Annotated in this window: 16 protein-coding genes; 14 read left to right on the top strand and 2 right to left on the bottom strand. The window is 31.7% G+C overall.

What is annotated here, in order from left to right; genetic code table 11:
* The first annotated feature begins 60 nt into the window (after positions 1-60).
* Positions 61-894: a hypothetical protein gene (locus JK636_RS20685; protein ID WP_202750878.1), complete on the top strand. Its 834-nt coding sequence runs from the start codon at positions 61-63 to the stop codon at positions 892-894.
* Positions 895-925: 31 nt separating this feature from the next.
* Here the strand turns inward: JK636_RS20685 and JK636_RS20680 are convergent, their stop codons facing one another.
* Positions 926-2,416: an aminotransferase class I/II-fold pyridoxal phosphate-dependent enzyme gene (locus JK636_RS20680; protein ID WP_202750877.1), complete on the bottom strand. Its 1,491-nt coding sequence runs from the start codon at positions 2,414-2,416 to the stop codon at positions 926-928.
* A 217-nt stretch (positions 2,417-2,633) separates the two neighbouring features.
* On the opposite strand from JK636_RS20680, the gene JK636_RS20675 reads away from it, so the two are divergent.
* The 3 genes from JK636_RS20675 (at position 2,634) to JK636_RS20665 (ending at position 6,282) form a co-directional block, all read left to right on the top strand.
* Positions 2,634-3,221, top strand: coding sequence for a 50S ribosomal protein L25 (locus tag JK636_RS20675; RefSeq protein WP_202750876.1), 588 nt, complete (start codon positions 2,634-2,636; stop codon positions 3,219-3,221).
* Positions 3,222-3,401: 180 nt separating this feature from the next.
* Positions 3,402-5,135, top strand: coding sequence for a phospho-sugar mutase (locus JK636_RS20670; RefSeq protein WP_202750875.1), 1,734 nt, complete (start codon positions 3,402-3,404; stop codon positions 5,133-5,135).
* Between the two features lie 73 nt (positions 5,136-5,208).
* Positions 5,209-6,282: a tetratricopeptide repeat protein gene (locus JK636_RS20665; protein WP_202750874.1), complete on the top strand. Its 1,074-nt coding sequence runs from the start codon at positions 5,209-5,211 to the stop codon at positions 6,280-6,282.
* Positions 6,283-6,337: 55 nt separating this feature from the next.
* Here the strand turns inward: JK636_RS20665 and JK636_RS20660 are convergent, their stop codons facing one another.
* Positions 6,338-7,366, bottom strand: a complete 1,029-nt coding sequence (locus JK636_RS20660; RefSeq protein WP_202750873.1) for an LCP family protein — start codon at positions 7,364-7,366, stop codon at positions 6,338-6,340.
* A 253-nt stretch (positions 7,367-7,619) separates the two neighbouring features.
* On the opposite strand from JK636_RS20660, the gene galU reads away from it, so the two are divergent.
* The 10 genes from galU (at position 7,620) to JK636_RS20610 (ending at position 19,235) form a co-directional block, all read left to right on the top strand.
* A complete protein-coding gene (galU, locus tag JK636_RS20655; protein ID WP_202750872.1) occupies positions 7,620-8,531 on the top strand; it encodes a UTP--glucose-1-phosphate uridylyltransferase GalU in 912 nt (303 codons plus the stop codon).
* A gap of 208 nt (positions 8,532-8,739) precedes the next feature.
* On the top strand, positions 8,740-9,504 hold the full coding sequence (locus tag JK636_RS20650) for a DeoR/GlpR family DNA-binding transcription regulator (RefSeq protein ID WP_202751129.1): 765 nt from the start codon (positions 8,740-8,742) through the stop codon (positions 9,502-9,504).
* Between the two features lie 18 nt (positions 9,505-9,522).
* Positions 9,523-10,644 carry a DegT/DnrJ/EryC1/StrS family aminotransferase gene (locus JK636_RS20645; protein ID WP_202750871.1) on the top strand — a complete coding sequence of 374 codons (1,122 nt, stop codon included), beginning with the start codon at positions 9,523-9,525 and terminating at the stop codon, positions 10,642-10,644.
* Between the two features lie 35 nt (positions 10,645-10,679).
* A complete protein-coding gene (locus JK636_RS20640) occupies positions 10,680-11,861 on the top strand; it encodes a DegT/DnrJ/EryC1/StrS family aminotransferase (protein WP_202750870.1) in 1,182 nt (393 codons plus the stop codon).
* A gap of 184 nt (positions 11,862-12,045) precedes the next feature.
* Complete coding sequence (locus JK636_RS20635; RefSeq protein ID WP_207751797.1) at positions 12,046-13,839, top strand: polysaccharide biosynthesis protein; 1,794 nt, start codon at positions 12,046-12,048, stop codon at positions 13,837-13,839.
* A 67-nt stretch (positions 13,840-13,906) separates the two neighbouring features.
* Complete coding sequence (locus JK636_RS20630) at positions 13,907-15,223, top strand: nucleotide sugar dehydrogenase (RefSeq protein WP_202750868.1); 1,317 nt, start codon at positions 13,907-13,909, stop codon at positions 15,221-15,223.
* A gap of 92 nt (positions 15,224-15,315) precedes the next feature.
* The gene (locus JK636_RS20625) at positions 15,316-16,053 is read left to right on the top strand and encodes an acylneuraminate cytidylyltransferase family protein (RefSeq protein ID WP_202750867.1); all 738 of its coding nucleotides are present in this window, start codon (positions 15,316-15,318) and stop codon (positions 16,051-16,053) included.
* Positions 16,022-17,173: a UDP-N-acetylglucosamine 2-epimerase gene (gene neuC, locus JK636_RS20620; RefSeq protein ID WP_202750866.1), complete on the top strand. Its 1,152-nt coding sequence runs from the start codon at positions 16,022-16,024 to the stop codon at positions 17,171-17,173. The genes JK636_RS20625 and neuC overlap by 32 nt, the downstream gene beginning before the upstream one ends.
* Before the next feature lie 5 nt (positions 17,174-17,178).
* Positions 17,179-18,183 carry an N-acetylneuraminate synthase gene (neuB, locus tag JK636_RS20615; protein ID WP_202750865.1) on the top strand — a complete coding sequence of 335 codons (1,005 nt, stop codon included), beginning with the start codon at positions 17,179-17,181 and terminating at the stop codon, positions 18,181-18,183.
* Complete coding sequence (locus JK636_RS20610) at positions 18,168-19,235, top strand: DegT/DnrJ/EryC1/StrS aminotransferase family protein (RefSeq protein WP_202750864.1); 1,068 nt, start codon at positions 18,168-18,170, stop codon at positions 19,233-19,235. The genes neuB and JK636_RS20610 overlap by 16 nt, the downstream gene beginning before the upstream one ends.
* Positions 19,236-19,244: the final 9 nt, after the last annotated feature.

Here is a 19,244-nt window from a genome sequence, read left to right as displayed (position 1 = left end):
ATAACATTATTAATTATATTAGTATATTTTGATAAGTAAATAAGGGTACAGGAGGATAAAATGGAGGCATATTTTAAACCATCCAAGGAGATGCTCAGTTTAATAAATCCGCATATGAAAAAGGGTGAGAAATGTAAAGTTTCTAATTTAATAGAGCTAAATGGAAAGCTTTATAGAGAAGTTATAATTTATAAACGCAGCCTTACAGCCTTTAGAGATGAACCGAAAGGCTATTTGTATATTGATTTAGATAATAAAATTGTTTTGTCGAAGAATGTTCAAAGAGAACTGGCTAAGCTTGCATATTTTTATGAAACTTTTTACAGCAGTGAAAAAGGGAGCGGTATTTTAGCGGCTTTTCAAAATGAAGATTCCTTAGAAGGAGATAAAGCAGTTTTTAATGAAGCAGCTAAAGGTTTTGATTACCTACATTCTCAGGAGGTAACAAACGCTCTTAGAATTAAACATGTTATAAATATAATTCCAGAGCTTAGAGAAAAAAGCAATATAGAAATTAATAAGCTTTCCAAGTCTGCATCTGAAGCTTTAGAAAATAACACTCCTTTTAATCAAGAGGTTTTAGACAGTCTTTATCCAGTTTATGAGAGAATACTTGAACTGAATTTTGAAAAGATAAAATTAATTGCTTCAGTGCAGGATTGCTGTGATGAAGTAAAAGATGCTGCAGAAAAGATTAAGAAAAAGTTCAAAGTAAGATTTGATCAAAAGATTGTGGTACCACTTGTAAGGGCAGCAGATCAAGTATCTTATTTTAGAAGAATAATAAGAACATATAAAAGTGTATTAAATTTTAGTAATTCACAGTATTTAAGATTTTTAGAGGATATTAATAAACAAAAGGTTGAACAGAGATTTAACATGATTATAGAATAAAAGATGCTGGACAATATAGGTCCAGCATCTTTTATTCTATATTTATATAAACTGCATCTTCAGGTTTTACAACTTTTATATATTCAACTTTAGGATCTTCAGTTCCTTGAACATACAAACCGGCAGATTTTAATTTTTCAATATAGTCAACTATTTCTTGGGTAATGATTTCCCCTGGACAAAGTATTGGTATACCTGGAGGATAAGCCATCAAAAACTCACCGCTTATAGCTCCAACGCTATCGATAAGCTTTATAGATGATTTAACGCTGTTAAAAGCTTCCCTTGGTTTTTGTATTTGAGTAGGTATTGAAGGTATATCAATAAAGTCAGATTTCCTGTTTCCTTTGCCATAATATTCAATGCTTATTTCTCTTAAGGCATTTAAAAGCTTATCAATATTTTCCTTAGTATCACCAAAGGAACCCACTGCAAGAACATTATATAAATCTGAAAGTTCCATCTGGATGTGATATTTATTTGATAAGATCATATCCAAGTCAAAGCCTGTAATACCTAAGTCTCTGCAGGTTATTGTGATTTTAGTTGGATCCACAGCAAAAGCCCCGCTTTTTCCTAAAATATCTTCACCAAAGCAGTATAAGCCAGGTATTTTATTTATTTCTACCCTTGCATAATTTGCTAGGTCTATAGTGGCATTTAAAAGTTCTTCGCCATGAAGGGCTATTTGTCTTCTAGCACAGTCTAAAGAAGCCATTAATATATAAGAAGGAGAAGTTGTTTGAAGTATATTTAATATTTGCTGTACTCTCTGTTTATCTATACGGCTTGAATTTACCTGAAGCAGGGAACATTGAGTTAAAGCACCAATTATTTTATGAGTACTTTGTGCGCAAATATCAGCACCAGCTTCAATAGCCGACATAGGAAGTTTTTTATTAAAGCCAAGATGAGGACCATGTGCTTCATCTACAATTAAAGGTATATCATAGCTGTGAACTATATCTACAATTTTTCTTATATCTGTAGCGACTCCATAATAGGTAGGGTTTATAATTAAAACTGCCTTTGCGTTCGGGTGCTGCTTTAAAGTAGATTCTACAGTTTCAGGTGAAACACCATGAGCAATACCTACCTTTTTATCAAGTTCAGGCTGCATGTAAACAGGTACCGCACCACTTAATATTATACCTGCGGTAACAGATTTATGCACATTTCTAGGAATTATTATTTTGTCGCCATCACTGACTACTGACATTATCATTGCCTGTATTGCCCCAGAAGTTCCATGAATAGAAAAAAAGGAGGCATCACATCCATAAGCGTCTGCCGCTAGCTCCTGAGCTTTTTTAATAGGCCCTGTAGGATGGTGGAGACTATCTACAAGCTTAAATACAGTAACATCAATCTTAAAAGGATTCTCACCTATAAAATTTTTATATTCCTCATCTATACCATAGCCTTTCTTATGTCCAGGCACGTGGAAAGGAATTGTTTTTCTGTTAACATACTCCATAAGAGCATCAAAAAGAGGAGTCTGATTTTGATCTAATTTATACACCGCGCATTGGCACCTTCTTTCTTTTAATACGTCCATAAAGCCATGAAAAGTCAATGGTTATTTTAGGTTTGCTCAAAGCAATATAATTATAATGTATATAATTTCCAAAAGCAATATAAAATAGATTTTTTTATATTTCTATTATTAGTATTCTCATAAAACATATGTATATAAATTTTAATTGCTGTTAATAATAGAAAAAGTAGGAGGGATAATAATGGAAATTTTAAATGCTGTTAAAAGAGAAAAAAGAACATCGCATGAAGCTAGAAAAGAAAGAAGAAATGGTAGAATACCTGGTATCTTATACGGAAAAAATATTTCAAATATGCTGTTTGAAATTGGAGAAGTAGAACTAACTAAAGAATTGAGTAAAAATGGTGAACATGGTGTAGTAAGTATTGATATAGACGGAACAGAACATATGGCATTGATAAAAGAAGTTCAAAAGGATCCAATCAGCCGCAGATTTATGCATATTGATTTAGAAGAACTTTCAAATGAAACTGTTGTTACTACAGAAGTACCGCTGATGTTTTCAGGTGAGGATAACGTAACAAGAAATGGAGCAATACTTCAGAAAGAAAGAAATAAAGTTAAAGTTCAATGTAAGGGTGGAAATATTCCTAAGTCTATAAATGTTGATGTTTCAAATTTAGTGCTTGGAGATACATATAGAATAGGTGATATAGAATTTGCAAACGAAATAAGCTTTGTTGATGATGCTAATACAGTAATTGCTGCTATAATAGATGCTAACACAAATACTATTGTAAAGGATACACCAGAGGTTGAAAATATTTAATTGTTAGGGGAAAGGTAAAAATTTTACTTTTCCCCTAACTTTATATATAATAAAGTGTTTTATTTCCACAATTTTATAGTATAATAAAAATGTTTAGCTTTTTAGAAAATAAGTACACTTGAAAGTTGAAAGTATACTTATTTTAAAAAAACTATTTTTTTAACAATAGGGAGGAATATCATGAGATATAGAGACAAGTATGAATTGTGGATTAATTCTGATGAGATTGATACTGCTACTAAAGAAGAACTTAAAAGTGTTAAAGATGAAAAAGAGTTGGAAGATAGATTTTACAAGGAGCTTGAATTTGGAACTGGTGGCTTAAGAGGTATTATTGGTGCTGGAAGCAACAGAATGAATATATTCACTGTAGGAAAAGCTACTCAGGGACTTGCGGAATATCTTTTAAAGACCTATGGAGATGAAGCTTCAGCTAGTATTGCTTATGATTCAAGAATAATGTCTAAGGAATTTGCTGAAACAGCTGCATTAGTATTATGCGCAAATAATGTTAAGGTGAATTTGTTTGAGTCATTAAGACCAACGCCTATGCTCTCTTATACAGTAAGACAACTAAAATCAAAAGCAGGTATTGTAATTACTGCATCACATAATCCTAGACAGTATAATGGATATAAAGTATATGGGGATGATGGAGGACAAGTTACTGATAATGCAGCTAATGAAATATTAGAGTGTATAAATGACGTAGATGATTTTTCGAAAATAAAAAAAATAAGCTACAATGAAGCTGTAAATAAGGGATTATTAAACATTATCGGAGAAGAAGTAGATAAGAGCTATATAGATAGAGTAAAAAACCTAACTATAAGAGAAGAACTAGTAGAAGATAAAGCAAAAGATTTAAAAATAATTTATACACCAATACATGGCTCAGGAAATATGCCTATAAGAAGAGTATTAAGAGAACTTGGCTATGATAATGTATTTGTTGTTAAAGAGCAGGAACAACCAGATGGAAACTTCCCAACAGCATCTTATCCAAATCCAGAAGATCCAAAGGTATTTACTTTAGCTTTGGATATGGCAAAGGAAGTTAAGCCCGATATAATTTTTGGAACTGATCCTGACTGCGATAGAATAGGAGTAGTTGTAAAGGATAATACTGGAGCTTATAAGGTTCTTACCGGAAATCAGACTGGGGTTTTATTAACTCATTATATACTAGCTTCACTTAAAGAAACAAACAAGCTTCCTAACAATGGAGCTGTTATAAAGACTATAGTTACAACTGAAATGGCCGGAAAAATAGCCGAAGGTTTTAATGTACAGCTGATTGATGTATTAACCGGTTTTAAATATATAGGTGAAAAAATAAAAGAATTTGAGGAAACAAAAAGCAGCAGATACTTGTTTGGTTTTGAAGAAAGTTATGGATATTTAGCAGGCAACTTTGTAAGAGATAAAGACGCTGTTATTGCTGCTGCGTTAATAACAGAGATGACTTTATATTACAAGTCAAAGGGAATGAGTTTATATGATGCACTTATTAACTTATATGATAAATATGGATACTATAAAGAAAGCCTGGTTTCTATAGAACTTCAAGGTAAAGAAGGTCAGGAAAAGATAGGTAAGGCTTTAGAATACTTAAGGCATTCAATGAAATCAACTATAAATAATGTCAAGATAATTAAGAAAATGGACTATAAACTCAGTGTGGAGAAAGATTTAGTTAATATTGAGGAAAGAACTATAAAGCTTCCAAAATCCAATGTACTTAAGTTCGTACTTGAGGATGGATCATGGTTTGTTGTAAGGCCTTCAGGAACTGAGCCAAAAATGAAAGTTTACTTGTCTTGTGTTGGAAACAGCTTAAAAGATATGGATGAAAAGCTTGAGAGCTTTAAAAATAATATTATGGAAATAATAAATACAGCTTGTAACTTATAATATGCAAGAGTGAGGTGAAACTCACTCTTTTACAGTGCTATTATATTTATAATTTTTATTAAGAGGTGATATATTGGAAGGGAAAGTTTATTTCTCACAAAGACTTGAAGAAGTATTATTTTTAGATATAAAAAAAGAAAGTTTAAGGGACTTATTTAAAATTTATTTAAATGATGATGTGTACATGCCAATTAAATCTACAAAGATTATTAATAGTATTAAAGGTGGAAATAAGATGGAGGATATACCGCTTTCTTTTTTCATTGAAGGAATGTTTTATGTAATTGGTATCGATGATAGCTTCAGGTATAAAGATATATACATTGAAATGCTTTCAAATATACCTAATAGCACTTCGTTTATAAAAGCGGCTATATTTAATGAAGTGAAAAATGAAAAGTATGAGGATGCATACATATTTTTGAAAGGCCTAAGTTACGTTGAAGCAACTGCAGACAATTATGAAAGATTATTCTCTTTAGCAGAAAATATAAGAATTAAAGATAAAACTTTTAAGGAAGAGGAGCTTTCCATAATTGAAAGAGCAAAAGTAATTGAAGATTTTGCAGCACCTTTTCTCTATGAGGCTATAATAAAAAGAGAAGATGGGGATTTTGAAACTGCCATGTATTTATTAAATACATATATATCAAAGGGAGGAGAACAGACCCCTGTTATTACGGAGTTTCATCATTCCCTAAAAAATATAGTAGCCTATGAGAGGGGAAAGGGACTTTTATATGAAGATCCAGATGGTGCGTTAAAGCTTTTAATTCCTTTATTAGATGAGTATGGAAATGATGCAACGCTATATTATAATATTGCAGTAGCATATAGAATATTAGAAAACTATGAAAAAGCTATCTACTATCTAAATGAAGCTTTAACTATTGATGATGCATTGGTAGAGGTCGTAAATGAACTTGGAATCAACTATGCTTCTTTGGGTGATTTTGAAACGGCAATAAGGTATTTAAGAAAGGCTTTTGAAGCAACAAAGTCTATTGAAATATGTACAAATTTAATAATGTGCTACTTAAACTCTGGAGATATAGCCCAGGCTAAAAATCATCTTGAAATTGCTAAAAAACTTGATAGCAATGATGAAGTGGTTAGAGAACTTGACCAAGCATTTAAAAATATGTAATCAAAAAGATGTGCTACATGTAGCACATCTTTTTAAATTAATTAAGTTCAAATTATTATTTAGCAGTTGGCTTTATATCATCAAAGATATATTTATGCATTTGATCTGTAGTTGCTTTTAAATCAGCAACTAAATAATAAACGCCGCCTATCATTTTACCATCGCAGTAGCCGTCTACTGGGAATCTTTCTTGGTCAAGAGTTTTAGTACCAGAAGTTAAAACTCCAGTTCCCATAGAAACTAAATCTAAATTAGAAATACTTGTTTCTGTATATGGAAGCAAAGTAGAAACTATGGAAGGATATTTAGCTACACCAGCAGCTTGTATCTTTCCAAATAGTGCTGCTAAAACTTTTCTCTGTCTTTCTGTTCTTTCGTAGTCGCCATTTCCTACATATCTTATTCTAGAATATGCAACTGCCTGCATTCCATTTAAATTTAATGTTCCAGGTTTAGTTACTGTCTGAATAGACTTTTTCTCTATTCCAGCGGTTTCTATCATGTTTTGGTTAATTAATGGTATTTCTTCTTTTTTTACATCGATTGTAACTCCACCCATTGAATCAATGATTTTCTCCAAACTGAAAAAGTCAACTGTAGCATAATCTTTAATATTCAATTGGAAGTTTTCATTTAGAGTTTTTATAGCCAGTTGAGCTCCACCATATGCATATGCATGAGTAATTTTTGTCATTCCATGTCCAGGTACATTAACGTAGGTATCTCGCATTACAGAGGACAGCTTAATTTTTTTATGCTTTTTATCTATTGTAGCTATCATTATTGAGTCGGAACGACTTGCTTCATTTTTTTCTCTTCTGTCTACCCCAAATAGTGCTATATTGACTGTATCTTTATTAGGATCTTCTTGTTCGATTCTTTTTTGTGCTTCGTTATTTATACCTAAATCTTCATTGCTTTTAGATATTTTGCTATTATTAATTTTGCTTAAATAATAATAACCTGCACCAAACACAGAGGAGACTATTAAAAGCAGAATTACTACGATGGATATTACAACAGGTTTTTTATTTTTCTTTTTAGTCTGTTTATGTTTATCACTTCTTTTTTTATTATTTTCCATAATACTACCTTCCTTCGACAAATTAAAATTAATACTTTAACCAAGTCATTATACTATATATTATATAAATAATAAAGTAGTATAATTCAGATAACCTAGGAAACACACAAAATTAATGACAAGTTATGGTAAAAATATGCTTATTTCTTTTTGTATTAAAGTATGTCATTTTAGGAAGAATAAAGAGTATAATTGTAATTTATTCTAAACTAGTTTATAATAAGTATAGAATTGGCTGAAGGGAGATTTGTTTATGCAAGTAAAAAAGGCTATTATACCGGCAGCAGGACTAGGAACAAGATTTTTGCCTGCTACAAAAGCTCAACCTAAGGAAATGCTTCCTATTGTTGATAAACCAACTATACAATATATAATTGAAGAAGCTGTTGCTTCAGGTATAGAAGAAATTTTAATTATTACCGGACGTAACAAAAGAGCCATAGAGGATCACTTTGACAAATCCGTAGAACTTGAACAAGAGCTAGAAGCTCATGGTAAAGAAGAATTACTAAATATGGTAAAAGACATATCTAATATGGTTAACATACATTACATAAGACAAAAGGAACCTAAGGGGTTAGGGCATGCCATAAGTTGTGCTAAGGCATTTGTTGGGAGAGAACCTTTTGCGGTAATGCTTGGTGATGATGTAGTAGACAGCAAGGTTCCATGCCTCAAGCAATTAATTGACTGCTATACTGAATATAAGACTACGATATTAGGTGTTCAGGAAGTACCTATGAGCGATGTGTCAAAGTATGGAATAGTAAAAGGAATGCATATAGAAGATAGAGTTTACAAAGTAAAGGATTTAGTTGAAAAGCCTAAAGAAGAAGAGGCGCCATCAAATATAGCAATATTAGGTAGATACATAATAACTCCTCAAATATTTGATGTGTTAGATAATACTGTTCCTGGAAAAGGCGGAGAGATACAACTAACAGATGCACTAAGAACGCTTATACAAAGTGAAGCTATGTATGCTTATAATTTTGAAGGTAGAAGATATGATGTTGGTGATAAGTTAGGATTTTTAGAGGCAACAGTAGAGTTTGCACTTAGAAGAAAGGATTTACAAAAGCCATTTCTGGAGTATTTGTTGACAATAAGAAATAATCCTAACTTTGTTGATCTTTTTAAGGAATTTGATAATAACCTAAAATAATTATATGTTAAATAATAAAATCTGTTAGCTATTATAGTTAGCAGATTTTTATATTATTGCAAATGTATTACATCTTTTAAAAATATTACTTTCAACATGCATAAAAAAGCATAAAACTGATTAAAATATATTAACAAAACAGCATAAACATGATATTATTGTATTATGGATTAAATGTAGAAATTAATTGAGAAGGGTTATGAATTGGATGTTTGCTGAGGAAAGAAGAGAAAGAATACTGGCTATGGTTAAATCTAAAGGAAGGGTTTTTGCAAAGGACCTATCTGAAGAATTTAAAGTATCTATAGATACTATAAGAAGAGATTTGACTATTATGGAAGAAGAAGGATTAATAAAAAGAACACATGGTGGAGCAATTCCTTTATCAAAAGTAAGAAGATTGCCTATAAATGAAAAACTAAGATATAGTGATGGAACAGAACATCAAAATGCCATTGCAAAAGTAGCTGCAAGTCTAATTGAGGCAGATGATACTGTGTTTATCGGAGGGGCTAGCATTCACTATGTACTGATAAAGTATATCCCTACAAACATTCATTTTACAGTTGTTACAAACTCTTTAACTATAGCTGATAAACTCAAACAAATTTGTAATATAGAAACTTACATAGTTTGTGGTAAGATTAAAGAAGAAGAAGGGATAGTAGATGCTTTAGCAACAGAGTTTATATCAAATTTAAGAATAGATTTAGCATTTTTGACAGGTGGGGGATTTTCAGCTGGGCATGGTTTGAGCAGTTCTACACCGGAAGGGGCTATCTTCCAAAAAACAGTTGCAAAAGTTTCTAGAAAAAAAATATGTCTTGCAAATTTTGATAAGGTTGGTGTGGAATTTTTCTCTAAGACTTTAGACGCAAATGAGTTTGATATAGTTATCACTGATTGGGAAGCATCAAGTGATGAAGTAGAAAAAATACAAAAATCCGGAGTGAAAGTAATAATAGCAAATTAACATAAAGGAGAGATTATTATGAAAGTGAATTTTTATACTTCTCAAAGAGAATATCATGAGAAAAAGAATGAGTTTGATAGCGCTATCCAAAATATTATTGAAAAAGGCAATTTTATTTTAGGAGAGCAGGTATCTAAATTTGAAAAAGAAATTCAAGAATATACAGGAGCGAAATACGCTATAGGTGTTGCTTCGGGAACAGACGCTTTAATAATTGCCTCGGATATACTTGGATTCAAAGATGGTAAGGAAGTGATAACATCACCATTTACATTTTTAGCTTCTGCCTCATGTATTACAAGACATAAAGGAAAACCGGTATTTGTTGATATTGATGAAGAGACCTTTGGAATTGATGTTAGTAAAATAGAGGAGAAAATAAATGAAGATACTGTTGGGATTCTTCCTATACATTTATTTGATCAGATGGCTGAAATGGATAAAATAATGGACTTGGCTAAGAGATACAATTTGAAAGTTTTAGAGGATGCTGCAGAAGCATTTGGAATGAGATGGAAGGGTAATGGAAATTGCTATAGTCATTCTGGAACTATCGGAGATTTTGGAGTATATTCATTCTTCCCTACAAAGACTCTTGGTGGCTATGGTGATGGCGGAATGATAGTAACAAATGATGATAACTTAGCGAGACTTGCTAAAAGCTTTAGAGTTCATGGAGCTACCCAAAAATATCATTATGATTTTATTGGATATAATTCCAGGTTAGATACAATTCAAGCTGCGATATTATCTGTAAAGTTAAAGTACATAGATGAAGCAATAAAAAAGAGACAGAAAATTGCACAAATGTATATGGAAAGATTAGCTGACTGTGAGTATATAAAATTGCCAATAGCAAAAGGCGACCAAAAGCAAGTGTTTTATGTATTTAATATTTTGGCAGAAGATAGAGATGGCTTAGCTGAATATTTAAAGAAAAATGAGGTTGGATATAGTATATATTATCCAATGCCGCTGCATCTGCAAAAAAGTTTTGAATATTTAGGTTATAAGAAAGGTGACTTCCCGATAGCTGAAAGGGTTTCACAGAAAATTATAGCGCTTCCGATTTATCCAGAAATGACTATGGAGGAAGTTGAGTTTGTATGTAAAACTATAAAAGAATTTTATAGGAAATAGTATGAATTTTATTTTGAAGAAAGAGGGTTTACTGTATGAATAAGAAAATACCATTTTCACCACCTGATATAACACAAGCAGAAATAGATGCCGTAGTTGAGGTAATGAAGTCAGGATGGATCACATCAGGACCAAAGACTGCTTCGTTTGAAGAAGAGATGGCAAATTATTGTGGAACTAATCATGCGGTTGCATTAAACAGCAATACTGCAGGACTTGAATTAATATTGAAAGTTTTAGGTATTTGTGGAGAAGATGAAGTTATAACTACCCCATATACATTTGCTGCTACATCAAATGTACTCCTGCATAGAGGTATAAAACCAAAGTTTGTAGATGTAAAAGAAAACAGTTTTCTAATAGATGAACAAAAAATATATGATGCTATAACACCAAAAACTAAAGCAATAATTACTGTGGACTTTGCAGGAGTACCAGTAGATTATGATGCTGTTAAAAGTGTTATCAAAGCTAAAAATAGGGAAGATATAGTTCTTATTTCAGATTCCGCTCATTCTTTTGGTGCTTCCTATAAAGGCGAGAAGGTTGGAGGACAAATGGACTTCCATGTATTTTCATTTCATGCAGTAAAGAATCTTACTACCGCAGAAGGTGGTGCAATAACATATAACAATAATAATTTTAAAGGTAAGGAAAACTTATATAAAGAATTTAAGTACACATCCTTACATGGACAAACAAAGGATGCATTATCAAAGATGAAGGCTGGAGCATGGCAGTATGATATAGTTACTGATGGATTTAAATGTAATATGACTGATATTATGGCTGCTATTGGAAGTGTTCAACTTAAAAGATTTGATGATATGATGAGGATTAGAAAGAAGATACATGGTATTTATAATGAAATGCTTAAAGAAAAAGAATGGGCTGTACTGCCATTTGATAAATATGAAAATACTGAGACTTGCTATCATTTGTATCCATTAAGATTGAAAGGGGTTAATGAGGAGCAAAGAAATAATGTGATTCAACTAATGGCTGAAAAAGATATAGCAACAAATGTGCACTTTATGCCGCTTCCTAAGTTGACTGTTTATAAAAATTTAAAATATAAGTTAGAGGATTATCCTAACGCTTATTCTCAATATGCTAATGAAATAACACTTCCTTTATATTCAACTCTTAAATTTGAAGATGCAGAGTATGTAGTTAAGGAATTGGTTAAAACTGTTGAAGGGATATTAAGCAAGTAAATTTTGATAGCAGTATTGGAATTTTGAATGAGTTTTCATATGTGATAAATAAAAAAGTTGAATATTTTTATAAATGCTGTACAATGGTTAATGTAGTAGTGATGCTAATTTTGTTGTAAATTAAGGAAGTGGTAGTGTGCAGCAGCATAAAAAATTTATATCTTTGGATTTAATACTTATAGTAATGTCACTATATTTTTCTTTATTACTTAAATTTGATTTCCATATACCTTCAGAATATATTGTATTCCTAAAATTAAGTATTATACCTGTTATTGTAATAACTATTTTATTTAATATTATTTTTAATATGTATGAGCATATTTGGAAATATGCATCTATAGAGGAACTGCTTTCTATAGTTTATTCAATAACTCTGTCAAATATAGTTTTTATCATTTATAGTTATTTTGTCAATTATAAACTACTAGAAAATCAGTATTATAGATTTCCATTTACAGTGCATATAATATTTTGGATATTGTGCACAGTGCTATTAGGTGGAACAAGATTTATTTACAGAATTACCGAAGAAGTTAAAAGCTATGATAATAATGATGGGAAAGTGGCTAAACTGTTAATTATAGGGGCTGGAGATGCCGGAGCTTTACTAATTAAGGAAATAAAAAAACATAAGGAACTAAAATATGATATAGTTGGTTTAGTAGATGACGAAAGTTCGAAGTTAGGAAAGAGTATAAAGGGAGTTAAGGTTTTAGGAGATAGAAAAGATATAGTTTCAATAAGCAAAAGATATAATATTGATGAGATTATACTAGCCATTCCATCCTCCACGCTTCAGACTCAAAAAGAAATTTTGAATATTTGTAAAAAGACTAAATGCAAACTAAAAACAGTGCCAGGTATATATGAAATAATTGATGGTAAGGTAAATATCAGTAAATTACGTAATGTTGATATAGAGGATTTGCTGGGAAGAGAACCTGTAAAACTTGATATTAATAATATATCAAAATATATTAAAGAAAAGATCGTGTTGGTTACTGGCGGCGGAGGATCTATAGGTTCAGAGTTATGTAGACAAATAGTTAAGTTTAATCCTAGAGAATTGATCATACTTGATATATACGAAAATAATGCGTATGATTTACAGATGGAGCTTAAGTATTTATACCCGAATTTAAATTTAAAGGTGATAATTGCATCTATAAGAGATTTTGAAAGAATGAACCAAGTGTTTGAACAGTATAAACCAAGTGTTGTTTTCCACGCGGCTGCACATAAACACGTTCCACTAATGGAAGAAAACCCAAGAGAAGTTGTTAAAAACAATGTGCTTGGAACTTATAATGTTGCCATGTGCAGTCATAATTATAATGTGGAAAAGTTTGTTCAAATAAGTACAGATAAAGCAGTAAATCCTACAAATATCATGGGGGCATCAAAAAGATTCTGTGAAATAATGATTCAGACGCTAGATAAAATAAGCAATACTGAATATGTAGCAGTAAGATTTGGTAATGTGCTTGGAAGCAACGGAAGCGTTATACCGTTGTTTAAAAAACAAATTGCTCATGGCGGCCCAGTTACGGTAACTCACCCGGAGATAACAAGGTTTTTTATGACAATACCTGAGGCTGCTCAGTTGGTTCTTCAAGCAGGAGCTATAGCAAAGGGCGGAGAAATTTTTGTGCTTGATATGGGTGAACCTGTGAAGATCGCTGAACTAGCAAAGGATTTAATAGTTCTTTCAGGACTTCAGCCCGATGTAGATATCAAAATCAAATATACTGGTTTGAGACCTGGAGAGAAGCTTTATGAGGAACTTCTTATGGATGAGGTCGCCCTAACTTCAACAGAGCATGAAAAGATTTTTGTTGAAAAACCTATGGAACATAATATTAAATTTTTGGAAGACTCTATTAGAGAATTTAGAGAAGTTATCAAAAAGGATGATGAGGAAATATTTAAACTCATGCAGGAAAAAGTTCCGACTTATATAAGAAAAAATAATTAAAATTGTAACAAGAGTATTTTAAAGATCTAAAAAGTATGTACACTAGTGAGTACAGGAGGGAATTATTATGTCTCAATTAAAAGAAGAACTAATGTTAAAATTAAAAAATAGGACTGCTAAGTTAGGGGTTGTTGGTCTTGGATATGTTGGACTCCCACTTGCAGTAGAAAAGGCTAAGGCTGGTTACAATGTTATTGGCTTCGATGTTCAAGCAAGCAAAGTTGAACAAGTTAATAATGGAGAGAACTACATCGGTGATATAGTTGATGAGGATTTGAAAAATCTTGTTAAATTAAATAAACTAAAGGCAACCACTGACTTTAGTTTTGTAGGCGAAGTTGACGCAGTTTCTATTTGCGTGCCTACACCTTTAGATAAGTACAAGCAACCAGACTTGTCCTATGTTGTAAATTCATCTAGGAGTGTTGCAAAGTATTTGCACAGGGGTATGCTGGTTGTACTGGAAAGCACAACATATCCTGGAACTACTGAAGAGGTATTAAAGCCCATATTAGAAGAAACAGGATTGAAATGCGGAATTGATTTCTTCTTAGCATTTTCCCCTGAGAGAGTGGATCCAGGAAATAAACAGTTTAAAACTAAGAATACTCCAAAGGTAGTAGGTGGATGTACTCCTGAATGTACAGAAGTTGCAGCTACATTATATAGAAATGTGTTAGAAAGCGATATTATGGAAGTATCTTCACCAGCAGTTGCGGAAATGGAAAAAATACTTGAAAATACTTTTAGAAATATAAATATAGCATTGGCAAATGAAATGGCTATATTATGTAAAAAAATGGGTATTGATGTATGGGAAGTTATAGATGCAGCTAAAACTAAACCGTACGGATTTATGGCATTTTATCCAGGACCTGGTCTTGGTGGACACTGCATTCCATTAGATCCTTCATACTTATCATGGAAAGCTAAAGAATATGATTATCATACAAGATTAATTGAAACCTCTGCAGAAATAAATGACTATATGCCTGAATTTGTTGTTGAAAATGCTATGAAGCTTTTAAATAAAGATAGAAAAGCATTGAATGGATCAAGAGTTCTGCTTATGGGAGCTGCTTACAAGAATGATATTGATGATATGAGAGAATCACCTGCATTAAAGGTTATTGAGCATCTTGAGAAGAATGGTGCTATTATATCTTACAATGACCCTTTTATTCCAAGCTTTAAGCACAATGGTACTGAATATAAATCTATAGACTGGAGAACTGAAATTGATTCAGCTGATATTGTTATTATAACAACTAATCATAGTTGTTATGAGTATCAGGAAATTGTTGACAGGGCGAAAATAATTTATGATACTAGAAATGCAACTAAGGGTGTTAAGAATAATAGAGAAAAAATTAATAAGCTATAATGGTTACAGGATAAATCTTTGATTTATCCTGTAAAAATATTATGGATAAATATAAGTTTGATTACTACATAATACTTTAAGGAAGTGGGATTTTGATCGATAGCAAGAAGATACTTGTAATTATACCTGCAAGAGGCGGGTCTAAAGGGCTGCCAAGAAAAAATATAAAATTACTGAATGGAAAACCATTAATTTCATATACTATTCAAGCGGCTAAAAAGAGTAAGTTTGTAGATAGAGTAATAGTATCAACTGATGATTTAGAAATTGCACAAATAAGTAAAGATTGTGGAGCGGAGGTTCCCTTCATAAGGCCAGATGAACTATCAGGTGATAATTCATCTACGGTTGAAGCATTAAAGCATGCTGTTGTATGGCTAAAGGAAAATGAAGGCTATAAACCTGATTTAATTTGCGTACTTCAGTGCACTTCACCTTTGAGAAGCAGCAAAGATATAGATGGAACGATACAAAAACTCTTCGAAACTGATAAGGATGCCGCAGTATCTGTATGCGAAGTGGAGGTTAATCCATACTGGACTAACATTTTTGATGGAGATAAATTAGAATACTTTATTCCGGAAGGTAAAAATATAGTTAGGCGCCAGGAACTCCCTAAGATATATAGATTAAATGGAGCGGTATATTTAATTAAGACAGAGGTTTTCCTGGAAAAAGGAACTTTAGAGCCGGATAATATTACAGGTTATATTATGAATAATTCTGATTCGGTGGATATTGATGATGAAATTGATTTTTGCTTAGCGGAAGCATTATTACATAATAGGGAGATTAAAAATGCGCAAGATAGCAGTAGTAACGGGTACTAGGGCAGAGTATGGACTATTAAAGAATATAATAAGAAGAATTAAAGAGGATACAGAGCTAGAACTTCAATTAATTGTAACCGGTACTCATTTATCAACTGAGTATGGGTATACCGTAGAAGAAATTCGAAAAGACAGTTTTGAAATTAGTGATGAAATAGATATATTGATGGAGTCCAATAACAAACAGGCAATATCAAAGGCTATGGGCATTGCAATGCTTGGGTTATCTCAAACCTTTAGCAGGCTTAAACCTGATTTGTTGTTAATCCTTGGCGATAGGTATGAAATTTTTGCAGCTACCTCTGTAGCTATGGCTATGAACATTCCTATAGCCCATATATCAGGGGGAGAAATTACGGAAGGTGCTATGGATGAACAAATACGCCACAGCATAACTAAAATGGCACATATTCATTTCCCTGGAGCCGAGGCTTATGCTGATAATATTATTAGAATGGGAGAGGAAAGCTGGAGAGTCTTTAATGTAGGTGATCCTGGGATAGAAAATGTTAAGAATACAAAATTTCTATCCCAGGAAGAACTTAAAGAAGACCTAGGTATAGAGATTGACAAGGACACTTTACTTGTAACTTTTCATCCAGTAACGCTTGAGATTGACCAACTGCATTATCAAGTTGAAAACTTGTTAAAGGCATTAAAAGAAACAGATAGAAAACTTCTAATAACATTTCCTAACAGTGATAATGGTGGGAAATATATAATAAATGAGCTAAAAAAATTTCAAGCAACTAGCCATAAAGTACATTTATACGAAAATTTAGGAGTTAGAAGATATTTAAGTGTTCTAAGATTATGCGGTGCGGTAGTGGGAAACTCTTCAAGTGCAATTGTTGAGGCACCTCTATTGAAAGTACCTGTTATTAATATTGGAAACAGGCAAAAGGGAAGACTGATGGCTAATAATATTATACAAAGTAGTTATTCCTCTGATGAAATAATTAGATCCATAAGGTTAGCATTAAGTGATGAGTTTATAGCAAGGACAAGAAACGTAAAGAGTTTGTATGGAGAGGGAAATACCAGCAAGGACATAGTAGACATATTAAAGAAAATTAACATAGATGAGAAACTTATGAAAAAAAGATTGATTTGGAGATGAGTAAAATGTCAGTTTTTATAATTGCAGAGGCAGGCGTAAATCATAATGGTGATATTAATCTCGCTAAAAAGTTAATTGATGCTGCAAAAGAGGCAAATGTGGATGCTGTAAAATTTCAAACTTTTAAGACTGAAAAAATAGTTGGCAAATTTGCGCAAAAAGCTGAGTATCAAAATGAAAACACTAAAACTGATGAATCTCAATTTGATATGATAAAGAAATTAGAGTTATCATTTGATGATTTTAAAGAGCTTCAGGAGTATTGCATGCAAAAGGGCATATTATTTTTATCTACTCCAGATGATGAAGATAGCTTAGACTTTTTAGTAAGCTTAAAGCTTCCCATCATAAAAGTAGGATCTACTGAAATAACAAATATTCAATATCTAAAAAAAATAGCAGAAAAGAAAATTCCAATAATATTGTCTACTGGAATGAGCAACCTAGGTGAAGTAGAAAGAGCAGTGAATACTATATATTCTAGTGGAAATAAGGAAATAACACTTTTGCATGCTACAACAGATTACCCTACAGAATATAAAGATGTTAACCTAAATGCAATGATTACATTAAGAAATGCTTTTAAGCTTCCGGTTGGGTACTCTGACCATACTTTAGGGATAGAAGCTGCAGTAGCTGCCGTTGCATTAGGTGCAGATGTAATAGAAAAACATTTCACTTTAGATAAGAGTATGGAGGGGCCAGACCATAAAGCTTCTTTAGATCCAGAGGAATTGAAGGAATTCGTGAGGGCAATAAGAAATACCGAAGCTCTTCTAGGCAGCGGTATAAAAGAACCTACTGAAAGAGAGAAAAAGATTATAGTAAATGCGAGAAGAAGTATAGTAGCTGCTTTTGATCTCAAAAAAGGTACTTTAGTAGAAGAGAAGATGATAACCTTTAAAAGGCCGGGTAATGGTATTAAACCTGAACTTGCTGAAAATATTATAGGAAGAAAGCTGAATCGTGATATAAAAGAGGATGAGTTAATAACATGGAAGGATATATAAAAGCAATTGGCGGTGAGCACTGGTTTACGTTAGAGATGTTTAAAAAGAATAATGATAATTTCAAAGATTTAAATGCAGTGCTTTTAAGTGGAGGACAAAGCGCAATTCGATTTATAATTGAAGATATTAATTTTAGTAGTTCTGATTTTATTCTTATGCCCTCTTATTTATGTCCTTCAATTCTATATCCTCTAATAGAAAAGAATATTAAATACGAATTTTATAATGTTCGAAGTGATTTATCAATAGATTTGGATAATTTAAGGTATAAAATAAGCAAGTATTCTCCTAAAGCTATTTTTTTTATTGATTATTTTGGGTTTTACAACAATAAAGAAACATTTGATTTTATGAATCAATGCAAGCTGGAAGGTATAAAAATTATTGAAGATGCTGTCCAAATGTTTTGGTTTAATAAAAAAAAGTTTATTGGGGATTACGTGTTTAACAGCTACAGGAAATTCCTGCCTATAGATGGAAGCATTGTTCTTTGCAAAAATGTGAGTAATTATTGTTGGGGTAAAGATGATTATTATGAGATTATCAATACAGCTAGAATGAATAAATCTTTATATAATAATTACAATATAGGAAAAGAAGATGATTTTCTCGAATTGTTTAGACTTGCCGAAGAAGAATATTATAATAGAGATAAGATAATTGGACTGGACAACAATTCTAAATATATGCTCAGCAAAGTTGACGAAGCATATATTTCACGAAAAAGAATTGAGAATTATAGATATGTATATAACAAACTTATTGGGACAGATAAAGTTAAAATTTTATATAATACAAATCAAATATCTGATAATGTTCCATTAGGTATTCCAATATTAGTTAAAGACAGAAATAAAATAAGAAAATTTTTGGCATCAAAGAATATATTTTGTCCAGTACATTGGAATATTAGTGAAATAAATTTTTTCGGAAATAGTTTTTATGATAATAAATATTTATCTGAGAATATTCTAATGATACCTATTGACCACAGATATGACTTTGAAGATTTAAATAGGGTTATAGCCAATATTTCTTTAGCTTTAACCTAGAATATATAA

It is taken from the genome of Clostridium rhizosphaerae, assembly GCF_016765585.1.
Classification (GTDB): Bacteria; Bacillota; Clostridia; order Clostridiales; family Clostridiaceae; genus Clostridium_AT; species Clostridium_AT rhizosphaerae.
Note: the sequence above shows the minus strand (reverse complement) of the source record. Positions and strands in the feature narration are given on the sequence as shown.